Raw genomic sequence first — 22,279 nt, 5'->3', positions numbered from 1 at the left:
ACGCTAGAAGCCACCGGCCGGGACGACAAGTATTTGATCAGCCTGCTTACTTTTTTTGCCCGAAGCCGATAGCGTCGAAGGACGGGCCTTCCGCCCTCCTGCATGAGCATCAGAGAAAGGGAAACTGTGAAAGCACTGACCTGGCAAGGAAAACGCTCGGTAAGCGTGGAAGAAGTACCGGATCCCGTCATCCAGGAGCCTACCGATGCGATCGTCCGGATCACGTCCACGGCGATCTGCGGCTCCGACCTGCACCTGTACGAGGTCCTCGGCCCCTACATGCACAAGGGCGACGTGATCGGCCACGAACCCATGGGCATCGTGGAGGAAGTGGGAAGCGCGGTCACCAACCTTCGCCCGGGCGACCGGGTGGTCATTCCCTTCAACATCTCCTGCGGCCACTGCTACTTCTGCTCCCAAGGGCTGCAGTCCCAGTGCGAAACCACCCAGGTGAAGGACAAGGGCTCCGGAGCCGCCCTGTTCGGCTACTCCGAGCTATACGGCTCCGTCCCGGGCGGCCAGGCGGAGTACCTGCGCGTACCGCACGCCGACTACGGCCCCATAAAAGTGGGAACAGAGCTCCCCGACGAGCGCTACCTGTTCCTCTCCGACATCCTTCCCACAGCATGGCAGGCCGTGGAGTACGCCAACGTCCCGCCCGGCGGAACCCTTGCCGTCTTCGGGCTGGGACCCGTGGGCCAGTTCGCCGGCCGGATCGGCGTACAGCGCGGCTACCGCGTGGTGGGAGTGGACCCCGTTCCGGAACGCCGGGAGATGGCCGCGCGGCACGGCGTGGAAACGTTCGACTACACCAAGACCATTGCGGACGAACTGCGGGACATGACGTCCGGAAGGGGCCCCGACGCCGTCGTTGACGCCGTCGGCATGGAAGCCCATGGGTCCCCTGTCGCCGGCTTCGCGCATCAGGCACTGGGGCTGCTGCCGGACAAGCTGGCGCAGAAGGCTATGGAAACCGCGGGCGTGGACCGGCTGGCAGCATTGCACACCTCCATTAACGCGGTGCGGCGCGGCGGGACCGTGTCACTGAGCGGCGTGTACGGCGGCCAGGCGAGCCCCATGCCGATGCTCACCATGTTCGACAAGCAGATCCAGCTGCGGATGGGCCAGTGCAACGTGCGGAACTGGACCGATCACCTGCTGCCGCTCGTGGAGGACGACGCCGATCCGCTGGGTGTGATGGACCTCGTCACCCACCGTTCGGGCCTGGAGGGCGCGCCGGCGTTGTATGAGAAGTTCCAGAAGAAAGAGGACGGCTGCATCAAGGTGGTCCTCAAACCCGGTACCTGAGTCCCGCGCTTAAGTCCCGAGGGGGCGGGCGGCTGCTCCGTCAGCACAGGCTGTTCAACGCCGCCTGGGCGACGTCCTGCAGTTCAGGGATCAGCGGGTTGAGGTCCAGCGTGGGCGGTGCCGGCGGGTAGGCAACTGACACTGTCAGTTGCTTCCTGCCGTCCTCGCTGGTCATGGAGATGGTGCCGTAGCCGTCCACGTCCCCGGGAAGCCCATAGTAGAAACGGTTATTGCAGGTGTCATTCCAGCGACGCAGGGCAAAACCGTAATACTGCGTGTAGCTGCCCTTCATGGCCTCAACTGATTCCGGTGCCAGCAGCCTGCCCTCCAGCAGCGCGCCATAGAACCCGTTTACTTCCTCCACCGTGGAGACGGCGCCGGCGGAGGGCAGTTCCCCGAGCCACGCCGGCCGGGCCACGTCCACGTGCTTCCCTTCGACCGTGATGAAGCCGTGGACCATTGCGGGCGGCGGGTGCCCGTTCCCCAGCCGGGTGGCGTCCAGGCCCAGGGGCCCGGCGACGTCGGCGGCCAGTACCCGCCCAATCGCTTGTCCGCGGAGGCGCTGGACGATGAGGGCGAGTGCCGTGTAGTTGGACCGCGAGTAGTCGAAAACGTTCGCCAGCCTGCCCTGCCAAGGTACGGTGGCCGCCAAAGCCAGCTGCTGTTCGAGGTTGAGCGGGCGGTTCATCGTCTCCTCCCACCTGCCTGACGCCAGCAAGGGAATGGAGAAATCGGGGATTCCTGATTCATGGGTCAGGAGCTGCCGCACGGTGACCGGCCCGGGGGGACGCAGCACCGTTCCGAATTCAGGGAGGTAGGCGCTGACCTGGGCATCGAGGTCAAGCCTGCCCTCCTCCACCAGCTTCAAAACTGAGACAGCCACCAACGATTCGGTGATGCCGCCGATGTGGACGGGATCATCAACCGTTGCCCGTTCCCGGGTCTCAACGCTCCGGACGCCGGCCGCGTGGGTCCAGGTACTGTCGCCGTTCCTGACGGCAATAAGGACCGCCGGGGCGCCCTCCTCAATCATCCGGGCGCTGAAGGCCTCGAGGTGAGCGTAGGCAGCGGGTTTGTCCTGGTCCGGGGGCGGCGGGGGATCTCCGGTGCAGCCCGCAGTGGATACCGCCAGCAGGGCTGCGCACAGGACGGCTGTGATCCGCGTCCACCTGCAGGCCGGGTGTGTACCCATGGACCTATTCTTCCCCCAACCAGGTAGCAGTAACTGCCGTTTTGAGCCTCCAAAACGACAGTTACTGCTACCCAGTTGGGCCGGGACCCTTGGGTGGCGGCGGAGCGCCTAGGTGAGGCGGACCTGCCGGTTCATGTCCTTGTAGAGCAGGTAGCGGAACTCGCCCGGGCCGCCGGCGTAGCAGGCCTGCGGGCAGAAGGCGCGCAGCCACATGAAGTCGCCGGCCTCCACCTCAACCCAGTCGTTGTTCAGCAGGTACATGGCCTTGCCCTCCAGGACGTACAGGCCGTGCTCCATCACGTGGGTTTCCGGGAACGGGATGACGCCGCCGGGCTGGAACGTCACGATGTTCACCTGCATGTCGTGGGCCAGGTCGTTGGAGTCCGTGAAGCGGGTGGTCTTCCAGGCGCCGTTGGTGTCCGGCATCGCCGTCGGCTCCACGTCGTTTTCGTTGGTGACGAAGGACTTGGCTTCGAACCCCTCCAGGCGTTCGTAGGCCTTGCGGATCCAGTGGAAGGAAACAACGTCGTCGGACACGTTCTCCAGGCCCCACTCGGAACCCGCAGCCAGGTAGGCGTAGCCACCTTCCTCCAGCTGGTGCAGTTCCCCGTCCAGGGTGAGGTTGACCCTGCCGCGGGTCACGAAGACGACGCCTTCCACGCCGGCCTCGAATTCGGCCTTGGGCGCGCCGCCGCCCGGGCCGATCTCCACGATCAGCTGCGAGAACGTGGTGGCGAAGCCCGAGATGGGGCGGGCGATGATCCAGGAGCGGGTGTTCGAAAAGCCCGGCAGGTTGGACGTGACGATGTCCGTCATAACGCCCTTCGGGATCACCGTGTACGCCTCGGTGACGATGGCCCGCTCCGTGGTCAGGTGGGTCTGCGGCGGCAGTCCGCCGGTGGGGGAGTAGTACTTGCCCATGGAAGAGATCCTTACTTAGGAGTTGGAAGTGGTGGCGAGCCGCGGGTGCGCCAGTCCGGTGAGCTGGGGGAGTCCGACGCCGGCCAGCGCCTGCACTTCGTCCGCACCGACGGCGCCGCACTGGACGCCGCGCAGCACGAACGCGGCCAGCGCCCGGGCCGTTGCGGGTTCGTCCATCACGCCGCCTGCGGTCTGCTCCACGTAGTTGCGGAGGCGTGCAGCGGCGGCCGGAAGGCCCTGCCGGTAAAAGGCGTAGGTGGCCGCGAACCTGCTGGGCAGCTGGGCGGGGTGCAGGTCCCAGCCCTGGTAATAGCCGCGCTCCAGCGACCGCCGGACCAGCCGGCCGTGCAGCTGCCAGGCGTTCTCGACGTTGTCGCCCACCGGGATGATGTTGGTGGAACCGTCCGACAGCCGGATGCCCGTGCCGGCAACTGCCAGCTGCATGACCTCCTTGGCAAAGTCGGCCACCGGGTGCTCCATGGACTGGTACTCCGCGGAAATCTGGAGCGACGCCGAGTAGTCGTAGGTGCCGTAGTGCAGGCCGCTGATCCGGCCCGGGACGGCATGCGGCAGCTGGGCTACGGGGGAGGTGCCCTCCGGTCCGAGGATCAGCTGCGGCGTTTCCACCTGGACCTCGAAGCGCAGCCGGCCCGCGGGCAGCCCGTGCACTTCCTCCAGCCGGGACACCGCGTAGTCCATCGCCTGGACCTGGGCCACGGTGGTGACCTTGGGCAGGGTCAGGACCAGCCCCTCCGGCAGTTCGCCGGCGGCCGCCAGGCCGGAGACGAAGAGGTCCAGGGTGCGCAGTCCGCGGGCCCGGGTGGGGGCCTCGAAGCATTTGAAGCGGATGCCGATGAACGGAGGCGCAGAGCCGGCCGCGGCTGCGGCGGCCACCGCGGAGGCCGCGGCAACCGCGGCGGCGTCCTCGGCGTCGTCGCCCCTGTCCCCGAAGCCATCCTCGAAGTCCAGCCGGAGGTCCTCGATGGGTTCGCTGGCCAGCTTGGCTTCCACGCGGGACGCCACAGCTTCTGCGAGGCCGGGCTCCTGGCCCAGCAGGGCGCCGAGCTTCCCGTAACCGCCGTGCGCGGCGACGGCGGCCTGAGCTTCCGCTCCCCAGTCGGACGCGAGCGACGGCGTGAAGCGGTCCGCGGGGACGTAGACGGTGTGGACGGGCTGGCGGGAGCCGTCGTCGCCCGGGTAGTTCCGTTCCAGCAGCCGGTCCGTCGCGGCCAGCTGCCCGTCGATCTGTGCCAGGTCCCCGGGCGACAGTGAGGGCTTGGATGTTGCCGCCATGCCTCAGCCCACCAGTTCGTAGGCCGGGGTGGTGAGGAAATCGGTGTAGTCGTCCGAGAGGCAGATATCCGCGATCAGTCCGCTGGCCGGCTGGTAGTAGCGCTGGAACGCTTCGTCGCCCACCTCGGTGCGGAGCCGTTCGGTTTCCTCACCCAGGATCCGTTCCACGAGCTCCTTGGTCACGGTGTTGCCGCTGTCAGCCAGGACCGACTTGTTCCGGATCTGCTGCCATACCTGCGAGCGGGAAATCTCGGCGGTTGCCGCGTCCTCCATGAGATTGTGGATGGCCACGGCACCGTTCCCGGACAGCCACACGGCCGTGTAGGCGACGGCGACGTAGAGGTTCAGCCGCAGTCCGGCCTCGGTGACCTGGCCCTCGGCGGAGGTGACGTCCAGGAGCTGCTCAGCCGTGACGTTGACCTCCGGGCGCTGCCTGTCCAGCTGGTTGGGCTTGTCGCCGAGGACGGCGTCGAACACCTCGCGGCAGGTGGGGACCAGGTCCGGGTGGGCCACCCAGGATCCGTCGAACCCGTCGTTGGCTTCGCGGGTCTTGTCCGCGCGGACCTTGGCGAAGGCGGCCTCGGTGACCTCGGGGTGGCGGCGGTTGGGGATCACGGCCGCCATGCCGCCCATGGCGAAGGCGCCGCGCTTGTGGCAGGTCTTGACCAGCAGTTCGGTGTAGGCGCGCATGAACGGTGCCGTCATGGCCACCGACGCGCGGTCCGGCAGGACGAACTCCTCGCCGGCGTCCCGGAAGTACTTGATGATGCTGAAGAGGTAGTCCCAGCGGCCGGCGTTCAGGCCTGAGGCGTGGTCCCGGAGTTCGTAGAGGATCTCGTCCATTTCGAACGCGGCCGGGATGGTCTCGATCAGTACGGTGGCGCGGATGGTGCCCTGGTTCAGGCCGAGGTAGTCCTGCGCGAACACAAAGACGTCGTTCCACAGCCGTGCCTCAAGGTGGCTTTCCATCTTGGGCAGGTAGTAGTACGGTCCCTGCCCGTTGAGGACCAGCTGCTTGGCCACGTGGAAGAAGTGCAGTCCGAAGTCCACCAGGGCGCCCACTGCAGGTGCGCCGTCGATGATCATGTGCTTTTCCTGCATGTGCCAGCCGCGGGGGCGGGCCACCACGACGGCGAGCGGCGCGTCCGTGCGGAGCCGATACTCCTTGCCTTCCTCCGAGGTGTAGCTCAGCGTGCCCTGGGCTGCATCACGGAGGTTCAGGATGGCGTCGATGACGTTGCCCCAGGTAGGCGTGCTGGCGTCCTCGAGGTCCGCAAGCCACACCTTGGCACCCGAGTTGAGGGCGTTGATGGCCATCTTTGCCGGGGAAGCGGGGCCGGTCATTTCAACACGGCGGTCCTGCAGGGCTGCCGGCGCCGGTGCGACCTTCCAGTCGCCGTCGCGCACGTCCTGTGTTTCCGGCAGGAAGTCCAGCTTTCCGGTCTCGGCCACGCGCTGGCGCTTGACGGCGCGGGCCGCCAGGAGCTCGTTGCGGGTGCCGGCAAAGCGCGTGTGAAGCTCCTCCACGAACGCCAGCGCCTTGGGAGTGAGGATCTCCTCTGCGCGGTCGATCGGCCGGGGATCTGTGACTGTGATGGCCATTTCTGGTCCTTTCCTTTGGCTGGAAGCGGGGCGGTGAATCAGGCGCTGGCCAGGGCGGCAACGGGAACCGCGGCGGCATCCCCGGCCGGTTCGGCCGTGGCTGCCACGTTGGCGGAACGTGCGGCCGCGGCTACAGCTGCAGCAACGTCGGCCGCCACGTGGGGATCGAAGACGCTGGGGATAATGTAACTGGCATTGAGCTCGTCGTCAGCCACCCGGTTGGCAATCGCCTCGGCGGCGGCCACCAGCATGTCCGGCGTGATGTCCGAGGCTCCTGCGTCCAGCAGGCCGCGGAAGAAGCCGGGGAACGCCAGCACGTTGTTGATCTGGTTGGGGAAGTCGCTGCGGCCGGTGGCCACCACGGCGGCGTGCCGGGATGCGATGACGGGATCGATCTCCGGGGTGGGGTTGGCCATGGCAAACACGATGGCATCCCTTGCCATCGAGGCCACCTGCTCCTCGCCGATCACGTGCGGGGCGCTGACGCCGATGAACACGTCCGCACCCTTGAGTGCATCGTGCAGGGTGCCGGAGAAGCCTTTTTCGTTGGTGTTCGAGGCAATCCAGCTGCGGTGCTCGTCGTCGTACTTCTCACCGGCGTGGATGGCTCCGGAGCGGCCGGCGGCGATGATGTGCTGCGCGCCCTGGGCCTTCAGGAGCTGGATGATGGCGGAGCCGGCGGCGCCCACGCCGGAGACCACGATCCTGACCTCGGAGAGCTTCTTGCCCACTACGCGCAGGGCGTTGACCAGGGCGGCCTGGGTGACGATCGCGGTGCCGTGCTGGTCGTCGTGGAACACCGGGATGTCCAGTTCCTCGCGGAGCCGGTTCTCGATCTCGAAGCAGCGGGGCGCGGCGATGTCCTCGAGGTTGATGCCGCCATAGACGGGGGCCATGGCCTTGGCGATCATGATGATCTCCTCGGTGTCCTGCGTGTCGAGGCAGACCGGCCAGGCATCAACGTTGGCGAACTGCTTGAACAGCGCAGCCTTGCCCTCCATGACCGGCAGGGCGGCAGCCGGGCCGATGTTGCCCAGGCCCAGGACCGCGGAGCCGTCGGTGAGGACGGCGATGGTGTTGCGCTTGACGGTCAGGTTCCGGGCCGCTGCCGGGTCCTCGGCGATGGCGAGGCACACGCGGGCGACGCCGGGAGTGTAGGCACGGGACAGGTCGTCGCGGTTGCGCAGGGCTACCTTGGGGACGACTTCGAGCTTGCCGCCGAGGTGCATCAGGAAGGTGCGGTCAGAAACATGCTGGACGGTGACGCCGTCGAGCGCGTTCAGGGCGTCTTTGACCCTTTCGGCGTGGGCATCGTCCGTGGTGTTGCAGGTGACGTCGACCACGAGCGTCTCGTGGTGGGACTCACTGACATCCAGGGCCGTGATCGCGGCTCCGGCAGCACCGACCGCCGCGGCCAGTTCGCTGGTGGCGCTGAAGCTCGAGGGTGCTTCCACGCGCAGGGTGATCGAATTTCCGGGGCTGGGGTTCGCCATTGAATGTCCTCCTGTTGGGCCTTGTCCGGGCGGCTTGCTCGTCCGAATGTTTTCGTATTATGGATATTATTATCTACTTTGTGGAATTACAAGCCCTTGAACAGTTTCATCGCGCCGGGCGGGGCCGTGCTGTATCTTGGGACCACTAGGGCAATTCTTTTCACCATGCGGATAAGACTTGTCGGAATCCGAGTCACAGGAGACTGGTACATGGCTGAAAAAGCCGCTGGAGGCGTGCAGTCCGTTGAGCGCGTCTTCGAACTTCTGGAACTGATCACTGATGCGGGCGGCGACGTCACCCTCAGCGAACTGTCCTCGTCCACGGACCTGCCACTGCCCACCATCCACCGGCTCCTGCGCACCCTGGTGGCACTTGGCTATATCCGCCAGCTGCCCAACCGCCGCTACGCCCTGGGTCCCCGGCTGATCCGGCTGGGCGAAGGTGCCAACAAGCAGTTGGGCGCGCTGGCCCGTCCGCAGCTGAAAACCCTGGTGGACCGGCTGGGCGAAACCTCCAACATGGCGGTGCTGGACTCGGACATGGTGATCTACGTGGCCCAGGTGCCCTCCCTGCACTCCATGCGGATGTTCACCGAGGTGGGGCGCCGCGCCCACACCCATGCCACCGGCGTCGGGAAGGCCATCCTCGCCCAGCTGGACGACGACGTGGTCCGCGGCATCGTTACCCGGGCCGGGATGCCGACTCCCACCATCAAGAGCATCGGCGAGATCGACGAGCTGCTGGCCGACCTCAAGCTCATCCGCGAACGTGGGTACTCCATTGACGAGGAGGAGCAGGAGCTCGGCGTCCGGTGCTTCGCCATGGCGGTGCCCAACGCTCCCACGCCCACCGCAATCTCTGTCTCCGGCCCGGTCTCCCGGGTTGACGAACACTTTGCGGACAAAGCCGTCCCGGTCCTCCGCGAGGCCGCCCAGGCCATCTCGGACGAACTGAACCGCACCTGACCTCCCTGGCCGTAACGGCCCTGCCAACACGCTGACGACGGCGGCCCCTCCTTCCCGGAGCGGGCCGCCGTCGTCATTTGGCTGCCTGGTTAGTGCTCTGCCGCCTTTTCCGCGGCCTCGACCCGGACTTCCTTGCCGTCGCAGTCGATGAGCTTGCCGCCTTCGAAGCGGTCGCCGTCGGCCAGGCACTTCAGGTCCTCTTCCCGGACCACGCGTTCGGTGCCGGCCACAAAGACGGACTGGTTGTCCGAGTTGCCGGCCTTGAGGTGGTTGAACAGCAGGTTCAGGAGGATGGCCATCACGGCGGCGGAGCTGATGCCGGAGTGGAAGATGGTGCCGAACCAGGACGGGAACTGGTCGTAGAAGGCCGGTGCGGCGATGGGGATCATGCCGAACCCGATGGATGCCGCCACGATGATCAGGTTCATGTTGTTCTTGTACTCAACCTTGGACAGCGTGCGGATGCCGCTGGCGGCCACGGTTCCGAAGAGGACGACGCCGGCGCCGCCCAGGACGGGGGTGGGCACCGCTGCGACCACCCGGCCAAGCACGGGCAGCAGGCCGAGGATCACCAGGATCAGGCCGCCGGCGCTGACCACGAAGCGGCTTTTCACGCCGGTGATGGCCACGAGGCCCACGTTCTGGGCGAAGGCGCTTTGGGTGAAGGAGTTGAACAGCGGGGAGATGGCGCTGGAGAGCATGTCCGCACGCAGGCCGTCGCCGATCCGCTTGGAGTCCACCTTGGTGCCAACGATCTCGCCCACGGCGATGATGTCCGCGGAGGTTTCCGTGAGCGTTACCAGGATGACGATCAGCATGGAGATGATGGCGGCGATCTCGAACACTGGCGGTCCGAAGGCGAACGGGGTGGGGAAGGCGACGATCTCGCCCTGGCCAACCTTGGAGAAGTCGGCCATGCCGAACGCGAAGGCAATCACGGTGCCCAGGACCATCGCGAGCAGGATGGAGAGCCGTGAGATCGCGGCGCTGCCCACCTTGCTCAGGAGCAGGACGATGGCCATGGTGGCTGCGGCCAGGCCGATGTTGGCCATGCTGCCGTAGTTCTCGGCTGTCCTGTTTCCGCCCATGGCCCAGTTGGCGGCCACCGGCATCAGCGTCAGGCCGATGGTGGTGATGACCGTTCCGGTGACCACCGGCGGGAAGAACCGGATTATCTTCGAGAAGAGCGGGGTGATCAGCAGGCCGATCAGGGACGCCGCAATGACCGATCCGAACACTGCCTGGATTCCCCCGCCGCCGTGCACGATGGCGACCATGGTGGAGACGCCGGCAAAGGAGACACCCTGGACCAGGGGGAGTTGGGAACCGAAGAAGCGGACGCCGACGGTCTGGAGGATGGTGGCAAGGCCGCCGACGAACAGGCAGGCTGCAATCAGCAGGCCGATGTCCTGTGAGCTCATGCCCGCGGCGGCGCCGATGATCAGCGGCGGGGCGATGATGCCGCCGTACATGGTGAGGACGTGCTGGAAGCCATAGGCGAAGGTGCTGGCGATGGGGAGCCGCTGGTCCTCCGGGCGTGCCTGCTGGTGCTTTTTGCCGGCGGCCGCAGCGGCCAGCTTCTTCTTGGTGTTCATGGCAGACTTTCTTGGTTCATGGCAGACGTCATCGTCTGGCTAACGTTGTCTGGCTAACAGGTGTGGCAAAAACTTTGGGGAAGGCCCGGTGGTTGAGCCCGTCGAGGGTTTCGACGGCTCAACCACCGGTGGCGGTGCGGTTTAGCAGAAGCCGGCGATGCCGGACCAGGCGGCGGGAGCCGGGGCCGCGTCGTCGCGCTGTACGGTGGCCTCGATCAGGCCGTACGGACGGTCGGCGGCGAAGAAGACCTCGTTCGGGTTGTCCAGGCCGAAGGGTGAGAGGTCCACCAGGAAGTGGTGCTTGTTGGGCATGGAGAACTTGATCTCGTCGATCTCGCTGTGGGCCTCAAGGACCTTGGTGCCCATGTCGAACAGGGTCTGCTGCAGGGCGTGGGAGTACTTCTCCGTGAAGCCTTCCAGCAGGAGTGCCTTGACGTCCTCGTAGCTCTTGTTAAAGTCCAGGGTGCTGAAGTCGGTTCCGGTCTTGAAGCGCCAGCGGGCGGAGACGTCCGTGGCAAGGATGCGGTCCGTGGTTTCCGGCAGGGTGGTGTAGCGGTCCTTCGGGTAGCCGACGAAGCCGGACTGGGTGGACTTCAGGACCGTCAGGTCCTTGAGCCCGGAGATCAGGTGGCTGGTGGCGCCGTCACGGACCAGGACGGCGGTGCGGACTTCCTGGCCGTTGCGGACGAAGGAGTGGTCGTGTTCGCTGCCGTGGGCCTGGATGCGGTCCCAGCTGTAGGACTCGGCTTCCCACCGGCCGCCGGTGACCCAGTCGAAGCTGGATGTGAAGTGCTCGCCGAGGCGCAGCAGGAACGCTTCGGGGGAGCCGACGCCGTCGCGGGCGAAGGCGTAGATGGTGTTCTTCTGGGTGTCCGTGGCCACCACGTGGGCGTTGTCGCCCTCCAGGTGGGCCGCGGCGAAGTCGCCCCGCAGCTGCGAGGTCACGTTGAGGTCCTCGATCTCGTGGCGGTTCGTGTCCCGGGTGATCTTGACGACCCGGACCTCCGCCTTGCCGTACTGGTTTTCGCCGAGGATGATCTTGCTGCTCATGGTCTGTTCCCAACTTCCGGTATGTGGAACATAGGTTCCATCACTGAAATTAAGCGCGTGTTACAAGCGCGTTTCCGGTGGAGCCGACCCAACAAAAAAGAGCCGGCATCCATTGATGCCAGCTCATTACGACCCTGCCTGCTGCTCCCAGGTTACGTGACGTGCGCCACGAGTTGCCTATCAGCGTACCCCCGCAAGCCGGTGGTGTACATCACAAGTTGAAAAATCAAATTGTGACCGGACCCGTTGACGGTAAGCGGGGCGTCCCCCTAAGCTTTTCGTATAGCAAAACTTATTTTCCACTTCATGGAATCCCAAAAACCAAGCAGCGACCTCTGGAGGAGGATCAGATGTACCAGCAGGACACGAAGCCGGTTGCACCGGCGAACGCGGCGGCACCCTCGGTCCCGGAGTTCTACCTTCCCCTCGGGGGCGGCACGGACCCGGACTTCTACTTGCCGGCAGACCGGGTGCATGAGCCCAGCCGCTTCTCGCGCTGGATCCACGCCCTCCCGGGCTTCGGCCGGCGGCCGTAACAGGGCTGGCTCCAGCTAGCCCGGCCATTCCTTCCCGGCCCAGGGGTCGTAGTCGGCAATAAGCTCCTCCTGTGGAGGACGCTCAGCCTCGGGAACGTGCTGCAGGTTCACCCGCACCCGGTACCAGAGCGAGCTCGAGCCCCGCATCCCGTCAATGAGTACGTCCGCCGGGTGCAGGGCGGGAACCACGTCCGCATGGCGAACCTTCCACTCCTCGAGGGCCGACTGCGCCTCCAGCTTGGTCTTGGTACGCGCCACTTCGATCAGCGGCATGGTGGACTGCCGGCGGCCCGAGCCGTCACCCGAGCGCGGGGCTTTCTCCGCGGGGCCAAGCTCGGCTGCCCGTGCGAGGAGTCCTTCCAGTGAGCCAACGGCTGTGTCGATGCCGGCGTGGGGATCGCCGACGTCGGCGAAACGCTCGAGCACCGTGGGCACCGTGAATTGTTCGGGCCGAATGGAGCGGACCTCGTCCCAGGCGAGCGGCGTGGACACCCGGGCGTCGGGCAGGGACCGGACCGAGTACGCTGACGCCACGGTCCGGTCCTTTGCATTCTGGTTGAAGTCGACAAACACGCTCTCGCCGCGCTCCTCCTTCCACCACCGTGCGGTGGCGAGGCCGGGAGCCCGGTTCTCAACCTCGCGCGCGAGGGTTTCCGCCGCCAGCCGGACATCGCGGTACGACCACTCCGGGGCGATGCGCACCAGGATATGCAGACCCCGCGACCCGCTGGTTTTCGGCCAGCCCACCAGTCCCACGTCCTCCAGCACTTCCTGGGCCACATACGCGACGTCCACGATCTGTGACCAGTCCACCCCCGGCATGGGATCGAGGTCCACCCGCAGCTCGTCAGGATGCTCAAGGTCCTCCGCGCGCACCGGGTGGGGGTTGAGGTCCAGGCAGCCGAGGTTGATGACCCACGCCAGCCCCGCCGCATCCCGGATGACGGCCTCCTCGGCCGACGTCCCGGAGGCGTAGTGCAGCGTAGTGGTGTCGATGAACGGGGGATGGTTCTCGGGCACACGCTTCTGGAAGAACGGCTCGGCGTCGATGCCCTTCGGGAAGCGTTTGAGCACCATCGGCCGGCCGCCCGCGCCGCGCAGTGCCCCCTCCGCGACGGCCAGGTAGTAGCGCACCAGGTCCAGCTTGGTCAGCCCAGGCCCGGGAAACACCAGCTTGTCCGGGCTGGAGATGCGGACCTCAACACCCTCGATGTCCAGGATCTCGGCCGGCGTCTTTGACGGAGTCATGCCGCCACGCTAGCAGCGGCTGACCAGCCATAACAGTGGCTGACGTCAGCCGTTCACCAGCCTGCGTGCCGCGGCCGAGTGCTCGGCGATGAGCCCGGCGACGTCCAGGCCCGGAATCTGCCCGTCCAGCACGCGCCATTGCCCGCCGACCATCACCCGGTCCGCCCGGTCCGCGGCGCAGAGCAGCAGCGCCGCGATGGGATCATGGCTGCCGGAGAAACGCAGGTCATCCAGCCGGAACAAGGCCAGGTCAGCCTGCATCCCCGGCGCCAACTGGCCCAGTTCCGGACGGCCCAGCACGGCGGCCGAGCCCCGTGTTGCCCAGCCGAGCGCCCGCTCCACGGGCACGTCGGCCCCGTAGCGCAGCCGCTGGAGATACAGTGCCTGCCTGGCCTCGAGGATCATGTTGGAGGCATCGTTCGACGCCGAGCCGTCCACTCCCAGCCCCACCGGAACTCCCGCGTCTTCCAGTTCCAGGACGCGGGCAGTCCCGGATGCCAGCCGCATGTTGGAGGTAGGGCAATGCGCGACGCCGGTCCCCGCCGCGCCGAGGCGGGCGATCTCCGCGTCGCTGAAGTGGATGCCGTGGCCCAGCCAGGTGCGGTCTGTCAGCCAGCCGACGCTGTCCAGGTAGTCAACGGTCCGCAGCCCGAACATTTCGCGGCAGAAGTCTTCCTCGTCCAGGGTTTCCGCCAGGTGCGTGTGCAGCCGGACGTCCAGCCGCCCTGCCAGGGCCGCGCTTTCGGCCATGATTTCCTTCGTCACCGAAAACGGCGAGCAGGGGGCCAGGGCAATCTGGATCACCGCATCCCCGCCGCGCTCGTGGTACTGGCCCACCAGCCGTTCGCTGTCGGCCAGCACTACCTCTGGAGCCTGCACTGTGGACTGCGGCGGCAGGCCGCCGTCGTCCGTTCCCAATGTCATGGACCCCCGGGTCAGCGTGGCACGCATACCCAGCCGCCGCACCGCCTCCACTTCGATATCGATGGCGTTTTCCAGCCCGCCGGGGAAGAGGTAGTGATGGTCGGCGGCGGTGGTGCAGCCGGAGAGCAGCAGTTCGGCCAGGGCCACCGTGGCGGCGAGCTCCAGGTCGCGTGGCGTGAGCCGGGCCCACACGGGGTACAGGTTCTGCAGCCAGGGGAACAGCGGGGCGTTTGCCACCGGACCCCAGGCGCGGGTGAGGGTCTGGTAGAAGTGGTGATGGGTGTTGATCAGGCCCGGCAGCAGCACGTGGTTGCCGGCGTCGAACGTCTGCTGGCAGGGGGCTGACGGCTGTTGCCCAGCGGAAAGCACCTCGACAATGACGCCGCCGCTGACCACCAGCCCGCCGGAGGCGTCCAGGGAGTTTGCGGTGAAGGCGGCCTGTGGATTCCGGATCCAGAGGCGGGGTGCGGCGGCAGGAGCGGGAGGGTGGGTCATTGGCTGTCCTTGTCTGAGCGCAGGTGCGGTAATTCCAGCTCAGTGAGGCCCTGTCTGCTGATCCAGGTACCGGCGGCTGCGGGCAGCGTCGGGTGCCATCAGAGTAGGGAACAAGCTTGACCTGCGTCAACGTCCCCGAATTGTGACCGCCTCCGGCCTGCCCGGTGAAGAACGCGAAACATGAATTTCACATCGCGAAATTAAGTTTTCAAAAAACTATGGCGCGGACCACAATCCGGTGCTAATCTCGATTCTGCCAAAGGCGGGCACCCGGACCCCGGGAAGCTATCTACCAGGCGCAACTTAACCTTCACAGCACATGCTGAAGCCTGGTAACCGTCGCACCTGGTTCTACTGGTCCTGCAAGCGGCAACAGGCTTCCCGGCAATAAGGAAGTCGCATCATGAGTACCACCGTCACGGCCGAGGAATTTTTGGCCAGATCCATCCGGCTGGCAACGGCCAACGTCCTGAACAGCGGAGGCCCCTTCGGCGCCATGATCGTCACCGCGGACGGCAAAACGTTCGACGGCGTCAACCGCGTCACTGCGGACAACGATCCCACGGCCCACGCCGAAGTTACCGCAATCCGCACCGCCTGCCGCGAACTCGGCACCTTCGACCTCAGCGGCGCCGTCCTCTACACCAGCTGCGAACCGTGCCCCATGTGCCTGGCATCGGCACTCTGGGCCCGCGTGGAACGGGTGGTCTTCGCGGCCGACCGCCACGACGCCGCCTCCGTCGGTTTCGATGACGCCGTCTTCTACGAATACTTCAACAACCAGGACAGGGACTCCCTGATGCCGGTATCCAAGCTGGAGCTGGGCGATCCCCAGGCACCGGCCCCGCTGGAGCCGTTCAACACCTGGAACACGCTCGAATCCAGGATCGACTACTAGGCCCGGCGGCTCACCATGACCATCCTGGATTCCTCCCACGACGAGCATTCGGCTCCATCCCCCCGCACCCCCCAGCCGGCGTCAGGCACCCCCAGGCCGCCGGCGTCGAACTCCATCCTTGACCGCTTCTTCCACATCACCCAGCGCGGCTCAACGCTGGCCCGTGAATTCCGCGGCGGCCTGGTCACCTTCTTCACCATGGCGTACATCGTCATCCTGAACCCGCTGATCCTCGGCGGGTTCAGCGCGGACAACGCCCCCACCGACGTTGCCGGGGGCTGGCTCTCCGCCGCCCAGGTAGGCGCCGTCACCGGCCTCACAGCCGGCGTCATGACCATCCTCTTCGGCCTCGTGGCCAACCTGCCGTTCGGCCTCGCAGCCGGCCTCGGAATCAACTCCTTCCTGGCCGTCTCGGTGATCCAGGAAGTCACCTGGGCCGAGGCCATGGGCCTGGTGGTGATCAACGGCATCCTGATCGTGCTGTTCGGCGTCACCGGCGCCCGGACCGCCATCTTCAGGGCCGTGCCCAAGGAACTGAAGGCCGCCATTACTGTCGGCATCGGCCTGTTCATCGCCTTCATCGGCTTCGTGGACTCCGGCTTCGTCCGGGCCACGGCGGGCGGGCCCCCCGTCCAGCTGGGCGACGGCGGCTCCATCACCTCCGTGCCCACCCTGGTGTTCGTCGTCGGCCTCCTGGCCATGGGCATCCTGGTGGCACGCAAGGTCCAGGGCGGCCTGCTGATCGGCATTGTGGGCACCACCGTGCTCGCCGCCGTCGTGGAAGCCATCTTCAAGATCGGCCCGGCCAGCGCCACCAACCCCGGCGGCTGGCACCTGAACACCCCGGTCCTTTCCGGACAGCTCGTCTCGGCGCCGGACCTGGCACTCGTTGGCCAGTTCGACCTCTTCGGTTCGTTCGCCAGGATCGGCGGACTGGCCGCCACTATGCTGGTCTTCACGCTCGTGTTCACCAACTTCTTCGACGCCATGGGCACCATGACCGGCCTCGCCAAGAGCGCCGGTGTGGCCCACAAGGACGGCACCTTCCCCCGGCTCAAGTCGGCCTTCATCGTGGAAGGCATCGGCGCCGTGGCCGGCGGAGCCACCTCCGGCTCCTCCAACACGGTATACATCGACTCCGCGGCCGGGATCGGCGAAGGCGCCCGCACCGGCCTGGCCTCCGTGGTCACCGGAGTGCTGTTCCTGGGCTCGATGTTCCTCACCCCGCTCACCAGCGTGGTGCCGCTCGAGGTCGCCGCCGCGGCGCTGGTGGTGGTGGGCGCGATGATGATGGCGCAGATCCGCGAGATCAAGTTCAGCAAGTTCAGCGTGGCCCTGCCGGCGTTCCTCACCATCGTGACCATGCCGCTGAGCTACTCGATAGCCAACGGCATCGGTGTGGGCTTCGTCAGCTGGGCCATCATCGGGGCCGCATCCGGGAAGGCAAAGAAGATCCATCCGCTGATGTGGGTGGTCAGCGCCGGCTTCCTGGTGTACTTCGCCCGCGGACCCATCAACCTGTTGCTCGGGGCCTAAGTACAGCCCTTGCCGGCGCCCGATCCGGACATCCGCACCCGCAACCGGCTGCGGATGTCCGGGCCGGCAGGCTTTCCGGACAACACGCTTATTCACGCCCTGCTTTCCGAACCTCCCGATAGGAACGACAATGGACACCACCGCCGCGCGGAAGAAGGAGTGCCGCCATGCTTGACCTGATCCCTTCGCTCCACTCCTGGGCGCAGCGGGGTGCGGCCGAACAGTTCGCGGTCGCCACCATCGTGGGCGCAACCGGTTCCGTGCCGCGGCCGGTGGGCACGTCCATGATCGTCACCGCATCAGGTTCCGTGCTCGGCAGCCTCTCCGGCGGCTGCGTGGAAGGCGCCGTGGTGGCGCTCGCGCTCGAGGCAATGGACGACGGCGGAACCCGCCGGAAGACCTTCGGCTTCAGTGCCGCCGACGCATTCGCCGCCGGGCTCACCTGCGGGGGAGAGCTGGACATCCATATTGAGCCGGTGCCCGCGGCTGTGGCCGGTGAAACCGCGCCGCACCCGCTCCGGACCGCGCTGCGGCAACTCGCGGACGCGGGCTCTGGCCAGCCCGTGGCGCTGGTACGCCGCGTGGGCACCCTGGGAGGCGCCGCCGTCGTACTCCATGAGGCAAACTTCCGTGCGGCAGCGTCGCCGGAACTGGCCGGACTTCTTGAGGGAGAGTCCCTCCTTCAGGTGGAAGCCCTGGTCCGCAACGGCGGCGCCGGGATGGTCCGGCTGGCCGGAGCCGGCGGCTGCCTGCCGGACCGCCTGCAAGGTGACCGGCCCCAGGATTCCGGCGCGGCCGCCATCCTGGTGGAATCACGGCTCGCCCCGCCGCGGATGCTGGTGTTCGGCGCCAATGATTTCGGCGCCGCGCTGCTACCGGCCGCCAAGCTGCTGGGCTACCACGTCACCCTGGTGGACGCGCGGCCGGCGTTCGCGTCGCAGCCGCGCTTCGGCGCCGCTGACCAGGTGGTGACGGACTGGCCGCACCGCTACCTGGCAGCCGAATCAGATGCCGGACACCTGGACAGCCGCACCGTGGCGGCCGTCCTCACCCACGACCCCAAATTCGACCTTCCGCTGCTGGAAACCGCGCTCGCCCTGGACCTCGCCTACGTCGGCGCGATGGGGTCCCGCCGCAGCCACCTCCAGCGGGTGGATGACCTCCTGAGCGCGGGCGTCGCGCCTGAGCGGATCGCCCAACTGCATTCACCCATCGGCCTGGACCTCGGCGCCGTCACTCCCGCAGAAGTGGCTGTCTCCATCACGGCGGAGCTCATAGCGTCCCGCAGCCGCGCCGCGAGCTGCACTCCGCTTCGCGAGGCCTCCGGCCCCATCCATCAACACCCCGCGCAGCAGCCGCCGCATCAAGCACCGCGGCAGTCAGCGCCAACAAAACTTTCCCAGGAGATCGCATGGACATGAACACCATCGAGGCGGTGGTCACCACCACCGACCCCGCACAATGGCGCGACGGCGACGCCTGGCTGGCCGGCGGAACGGTCCTTTTCTCCTACGGCAGCTACGCCTTTGGCCCACAGCCGCTCAAACGCCTTTTGGACCTCGGCACCGCCGGCTGGGAACCGGCCACCGTCACCGATGACGGCATCGAGCTCGCGGCCACCTGCACCATCGCCCAGCTGTACAGCCTCCCCGCCGCTTCTGACGTGTCCGGCCGCGGCTGGCCGGGCCTGGACCTGGTCCGCCCGTGCTGCGATTCCTTCGTGGCGTCCTTCAAGGTGTGGAACATGTCCACCGTCGGCGGCAACCTGTGCACCTCGCTGCCTGCGGGGCCCATCATCTCTCTCTGTGCCGGCCTCGGCGGCGTCGCCACAATCCTCGGCCCGGGCGGCACCAGCCGCACCATTCCGGTGGCCGACTTCATCACCGGTGACGCCGCCAACTCCCTGGCACCCGGCGAGCTGCTCCGCAGCGTCCACCTCCCGGCGTCGGCCCTTGCCTCCCGGGCGGCGTTCCGCCGCCTCTCGCTGAGCAACCTCGGCAGGTCCGGGGTGCTGCTCATTGGAAGGCTCGACGGCGGCACCTCCCTGGTCCTGACCGTCACCGCCGCCACCAAACGGCCGGTGCAGCTGCGGTTCGCCGGGCTTCCGGACGCTGACGAACTTGCCGCCGCCCTGGATGACGGCATCCCGGGGGACCTGTACCACGATGACATCCACGGCCTGCCGGCCTGGCGGCGGGACATGACCTACCGGCTCGCGGAGGAGATCCGCGCGGAGCTTGGCGCCCCTGAAGGGGCACCCGGGCTCCCGGTATCCGGTGACTTCTGGCCGCCCCAGGCCGCGGCACCAAGCCAGCCGCCGGGGCACACCACACGTTCGAAAGGGGCCTGAGCATGGCCATCGAGATCAACGGAAATCCTGCTGACGCCGCACCCCGGCCAGGCCAGTGCCTGCGGACCTTCCTCCGCGAGCAAGGCAACCTTGGCGTTAAGAAGGGCTGCGACGGCGGCGACTGCGGCGCCTGCACGGTCCACGTGGACGGAACGCCGGTACACAGCTGCATCTACCCGGCCGTGCGGGCCGAAGGACACGCGGTCACCACCATCGAGGGCCTGGCGGCCGCCTCCGGCAGCGGTGACCAGCTTCACCCCGTGCAGCAGCAGTTCATGGAACGGCAGGGCTTCCAGTGCGGCTTCTGCACCGCGGGCATGCTGATGACGGCCGCCACGTTTGACGACGAACAAAAAGACAACCTGCCGCGCAACCTTAAGGGCAACCTCTGCCGCTGCACGGGATACCGTGCCATCGCCGATGCCGTCTGCGGGCACGCCGGCCACCCGGATCCGCAGGGACCGGGCTCGGGCATCGCCGGGGAAAGCCAGCCGGATCCCGAACCCGGGCAGCTGGGCGACGACGTTCCCGCGCCGGCCAGCCGGGCCGTGGTCACCGGTACCGCCCGCTATACGCTCGACATCCCGCGGGACCAGCAGCAGGGCCTGCTGCACCTGAAAATCCTGCGCTCGCCGCATGCATCCGCCCGCGTCCTCTCCATCAGCACCGAGGCAGCGCTGAAGGTGCCCGGTGTGGTGGCCGTTTTCACCCACGAGGACGCCCCTGCGCAGCTGTTCTCCACCGCCCAGCACGAGCTCTTCACTGATGATCCGGATGACACCCGTGTGCTCGATGACGTGGTGCGGTTTATCGGGCAGCGGGTTGCCGCCGTCGTGGCCGAATCAGTGGGTGCCGCCGAAGCCGGCGTCCGTGCCCTGGAGGTGGAGTACCAGGAGCTGCCCGCCGTTTTCACGCCGCAGGAGGCCCTGCTGCCGGGCGCGCCGCTGGTTCACCCCGGCAAGGACGGCACCGCCTCGCGGATTTCGCGGCCGGACCGGAATGTGGTGGCCGAGCTCCATTCCGAACTGGGCAGCGTGGCCGAGGGCTTCGCTGCCGCCGACTTCATCCACGAACAGACGTACCGCACCCAGCGCGTCCAGCATGTCGCCCTGGAAACGCACGCTGCCATCGCATCGGTGGACGAGGAGGGCCGCCTCCAGGTCAGGACGTCCAGCCAGGTCCCCTTCCTGGTCCGCCGCACCCTGTGCCGGGTGTTCGGGCTGGAAGAGGACCAGGTGCATGTGGTCGCGGGCCGGGTTGGCGGGGGATTCGGCGGCAAGCAAGAAGTGCTCACGGAGGACCTGGTGGCGCTCGCGGCGCTTAAGCTGCAGCGTCCGGTCCAGCTGGAACTCACCCGCACTGAGCAGTTCACCGCCACCACTACCCGGCACCCCTTCACCATCAAGCTTCGCGCCGGCGCCAGTGCGGACGGGCGCCTCACTGCCTTGGAACTGGATGTCCTGACCAACACCGGCGCGTACGGCAACCACGGCCCGGGCGTGATGTTCCACGGCTGCGGCGAGTCACTGGCTGTGTATAAGTGCGCCAACAAGAAGGTGGATGCCCACGCGATGTACACCAACACCGTGCCGGCGGGGGCGTTCCGCGGGTACGGGCTGAGCCAGATGATCTTCGCCATCGAATCCGCCATGGACGAGCTCGCCGTGGGGATTGGCATGGACCCGCTCGAGTTCCGGCGCCGGAACATGGTCCGCGAAGGGGACAACATGCTGTCCACGCAGCCGCAGCCCGAGGAGGACGTCCACTACGGCAGCTACGGGCTGGACCAGTGCCTGGACCTTGTCCGGGATGCCCTGGACCGGGGCCGGGAACGCTACCGGGCCGCCGGGCTGGACGAACTGGGCCCGGAGTGGATGACCGGCGAAGGTGCGGCGCTGTCCATGATCGACACTGTGCCGCCACGCGGCCACTTCGCCCATTCGAAGCTCCGGCTCCTGCCGGACGGAACGTACCAGGCCGACGTCGGGACCGCCGAATTCGGAAACGGCACCACCACGGTCCATGCCCAGCTCGCGGCCACTGCCCTGTCCACGGACGCCTCGCGGGTTGTGGTGCGACAGTCGGACACGGACCTGATCGAGCACGATACCGGCGCGTTCGGTTCGGCCGGCACAGTGGTGGCTGGAAAGGCCACCCTGGCCGCGGCCGAGGAACTGGCAGTTCGTATCCGGGCTTTCGCCGCCGGTATCCGGCAGACCCAGGCTGCGGCCTGCGTCCTTGAAGGTGATGCGGTGGTTGTCGACGGGACCCCCGTGCCGCTGGCGGAACTGGCGCAGGCGGCCGCGGATGCCGGCGTCGAACTCGCTGCCGAAGGGCGCTGGGGCGGCACGCCGCGCTCGGTCGCGTTCAACGTCCATGGCTTCCGGGTGGCCGTGAACCGCGGCACGGGGGAGCTGAAAATCCTGCAGAGCGTGCAGGCAGCTGACGCCGGCGTGGTGGTCAACCCGCGCCAGTGCCGGGGCCAGATTGAAGGCGGAATCGCCCAAGCGATTGGCGCCGCCCTGTACGAGGAAGTGGTGGTGAACGACGCCGGGAAGGTCACCACGGACATCCTGCGGCAGTACCACATCCCCACCTTCGCGGACGTCCCGCGCAGCGAGGTGTACTTCGCGGACACCAACGATGCGATGGGTCCGCTGGGCGCCAAGTCCATGAGCGAAAGCCCGTTCAATCCCGTGGCGCCGGCCCTGGCGAACGCCATCCGGAATGCCACCGGGGTGCGTTTTTCTTCGCTGCCGATTGCCCGCGACAAGATCTACCTGGGACTCAAGGAGGCCGGGCTGGCGCCGAAGCTGGAGCATCTCCTGTCCTAGGCCAACGCGGGGTCACACAATGCCCCATTAGGCGCGTT

General features: G+C 67.1%; 17 protein-coding genes. 8 read left to right on the top strand and 9 right to left on the bottom strand.

Annotation, left to right across the window (positions count from 1 at the left end; translation table 11 throughout):
* Positions 1-126: 126 nt before the first annotated feature.
* Positions 127-1,308 carry a zinc-dependent alcohol dehydrogenase gene (locus ACZ9BC_RS08555; protein ID WP_476245552.1) on the top strand — a complete coding sequence of 394 codons (1,182 nt, stop codon included), beginning with the start codon at positions 127-129 and terminating at the stop codon, positions 1,306-1,308.
* A gap of 40 nt (positions 1,309-1,348) precedes the next feature.
* Here ACZ9BC_RS08555 and ACZ9BC_RS08550 read toward each other — a convergent pair whose 3' ends face one another.
* From ACZ9BC_RS08550 to ACZ9BC_RS08530, 5 genes are all read right to left on the bottom strand, one after another.
* Positions 1,349-2,500, bottom strand: a complete 1,152-nt coding sequence (locus ACZ9BC_RS08550; protein ID WP_476245551.1) for a serine hydrolase domain-containing protein — start codon at positions 2,498-2,500, stop codon at positions 1,349-1,351.
* A gap of 108 nt (positions 2,501-2,608) precedes the next feature.
* The gene (locus tag ACZ9BC_RS08545; RefSeq protein ID WP_476245550.1) at positions 2,609-3,421 is read right to left on the bottom strand and encodes a bifunctional allantoicase/(S)-ureidoglycine aminohydrolase; all 813 of its coding nucleotides are present in this window, start codon (positions 3,419-3,421) and stop codon (positions 2,609-2,611) included.
* A 15-nt stretch (positions 3,422-3,436) separates the two neighbouring features.
* Positions 3,437-4,714, bottom strand: a complete 1,278-nt coding sequence (locus ACZ9BC_RS08540) for a DUF6986 family protein (protein ID WP_476245549.1) — start codon at positions 4,712-4,714, stop codon at positions 3,437-3,439.
* 3 nt (positions 4,715-4,717) lie between these two features.
* Positions 4,718-6,316, bottom strand: coding sequence for a malate synthase A (gene aceB / locus ACZ9BC_RS08535; RefSeq protein ID WP_115523913.1), 1,599 nt, complete (start codon positions 6,314-6,316; stop codon positions 4,718-4,720).
* Between the two features lie 38 nt (positions 6,317-6,354).
* Complete coding sequence (locus tag ACZ9BC_RS08530; RefSeq protein ID WP_476245548.1) at positions 6,355-7,809, bottom strand: NAD-dependent malic enzyme; 1,455 nt, start codon at positions 7,807-7,809, stop codon at positions 6,355-6,357.
* A 210-nt stretch (positions 7,810-8,019) separates the two neighbouring features.
* On the opposite strand from ACZ9BC_RS08530, the gene ACZ9BC_RS08525 reads away from it, so the two are divergent.
* Complete coding sequence (locus ACZ9BC_RS08525) at positions 8,020-8,775, top strand: IclR family transcriptional regulator (RefSeq protein ID WP_079598861.1); 756 nt, start codon at positions 8,020-8,022, stop codon at positions 8,773-8,775.
* A gap of 89 nt (positions 8,776-8,864) precedes the next feature.
* Here ACZ9BC_RS08525 and ACZ9BC_RS08520 read toward each other — a convergent pair whose 3' ends face one another.
* A complete protein-coding gene (locus tag ACZ9BC_RS08520) occupies positions 8,865-10,370 on the bottom strand; it encodes a nucleobase:cation symporter-2 family protein (RefSeq protein WP_476245547.1) in 1,506 nt (501 codons plus the stop codon).
* A 141-nt stretch (positions 10,371-10,511) separates the two neighbouring features.
* Positions 10,512-11,420 carry a factor-independent urate hydroxylase gene (gene pucL, locus ACZ9BC_RS08515; protein WP_476245546.1) on the bottom strand — a complete coding sequence of 303 codons (909 nt, stop codon included), beginning with the start codon at positions 11,418-11,420 and terminating at the stop codon, positions 10,512-10,514.
* Positions 11,421-11,770: 350 nt separating this feature from the next.
* On the opposite strand from pucL, the gene ACZ9BC_RS08510 reads away from it, so the two are divergent.
* Complete coding sequence (locus ACZ9BC_RS08510; protein ID WP_079598864.1) at positions 11,771-11,956, top strand: hypothetical protein; 186 nt, start codon at positions 11,771-11,773, stop codon at positions 11,954-11,956.
* A 15-nt stretch (positions 11,957-11,971) separates the two neighbouring features.
* Here ACZ9BC_RS08510 and ligD read toward each other — a convergent pair whose 3' ends face one another.
* The gene (gene ligD, locus ACZ9BC_RS08505; RefSeq protein WP_476245545.1) at positions 11,972-13,204 is read right to left on the bottom strand and encodes a non-homologous end-joining DNA ligase; all 1,233 of its coding nucleotides are present in this window, start codon (positions 13,202-13,204) and stop codon (positions 11,972-11,974) included.
* A gap of 45 nt (positions 13,205-13,249) precedes the next feature.
* Positions 13,250-14,623: an 8-oxoguanine deaminase gene (locus ACZ9BC_RS08500; RefSeq protein WP_476245544.1), complete on the bottom strand. Its 1,374-nt coding sequence runs from the start codon at positions 14,621-14,623 to the stop codon at positions 13,250-13,252.
* 403 nt (positions 14,624-15,026) lie between these two features.
* On the opposite strand from ACZ9BC_RS08500, the gene ACZ9BC_RS08495 reads away from it, so the two are divergent.
* From ACZ9BC_RS08495 to ACZ9BC_RS08475, 5 genes are all read left to right on the top strand, one after another.
* Positions 15,027-15,521 carry a nucleoside deaminase gene (locus ACZ9BC_RS08495; protein ID WP_079598867.1) on the top strand — a complete coding sequence of 165 codons (495 nt, stop codon included), beginning with the start codon at positions 15,027-15,029 and terminating at the stop codon, positions 15,519-15,521.
* A gap of 15 nt (positions 15,522-15,536) precedes the next feature.
* Positions 15,537-17,057: an NCS2 family permease gene (locus ACZ9BC_RS08490; protein ID WP_079598868.1), complete on the top strand. Its 1,521-nt coding sequence runs from the start codon at positions 15,537-15,539 to the stop codon at positions 17,055-17,057.
* A gap of 167 nt (positions 17,058-17,224) precedes the next feature.
* Positions 17,225-18,478, top strand: a complete 1,254-nt coding sequence (locus ACZ9BC_RS08485; protein ID WP_476245543.1) for an XdhC family protein — start codon at positions 17,225-17,227, stop codon at positions 18,476-18,478.
* Complete coding sequence (locus ACZ9BC_RS08480) at positions 18,469-19,407, top strand: FAD binding domain-containing protein (RefSeq protein WP_476245542.1); 939 nt, start codon at positions 18,469-18,471, stop codon at positions 19,405-19,407. The genes ACZ9BC_RS08485 and ACZ9BC_RS08480 overlap by 10 nt, the downstream gene beginning before the upstream one ends.
* A gap of 2 nt (positions 19,408-19,409) precedes the next feature.
* Positions 19,410-22,241: a molybdopterin-dependent oxidoreductase gene (locus ACZ9BC_RS08475; protein WP_476245541.1), complete on the top strand. Its 2,832-nt coding sequence runs from the start codon at positions 19,410-19,412 to the stop codon at positions 22,239-22,241.
* Positions 22,242-22,279 lie beyond the last annotated feature (38 nt).

This window comes from Pseudarthrobacter sp. TE3704 (assembly GCF_056279405.1).
Note: the sequence above shows the minus strand (reverse complement) of the source record. Positions and strands in the feature narration are given on the sequence as shown.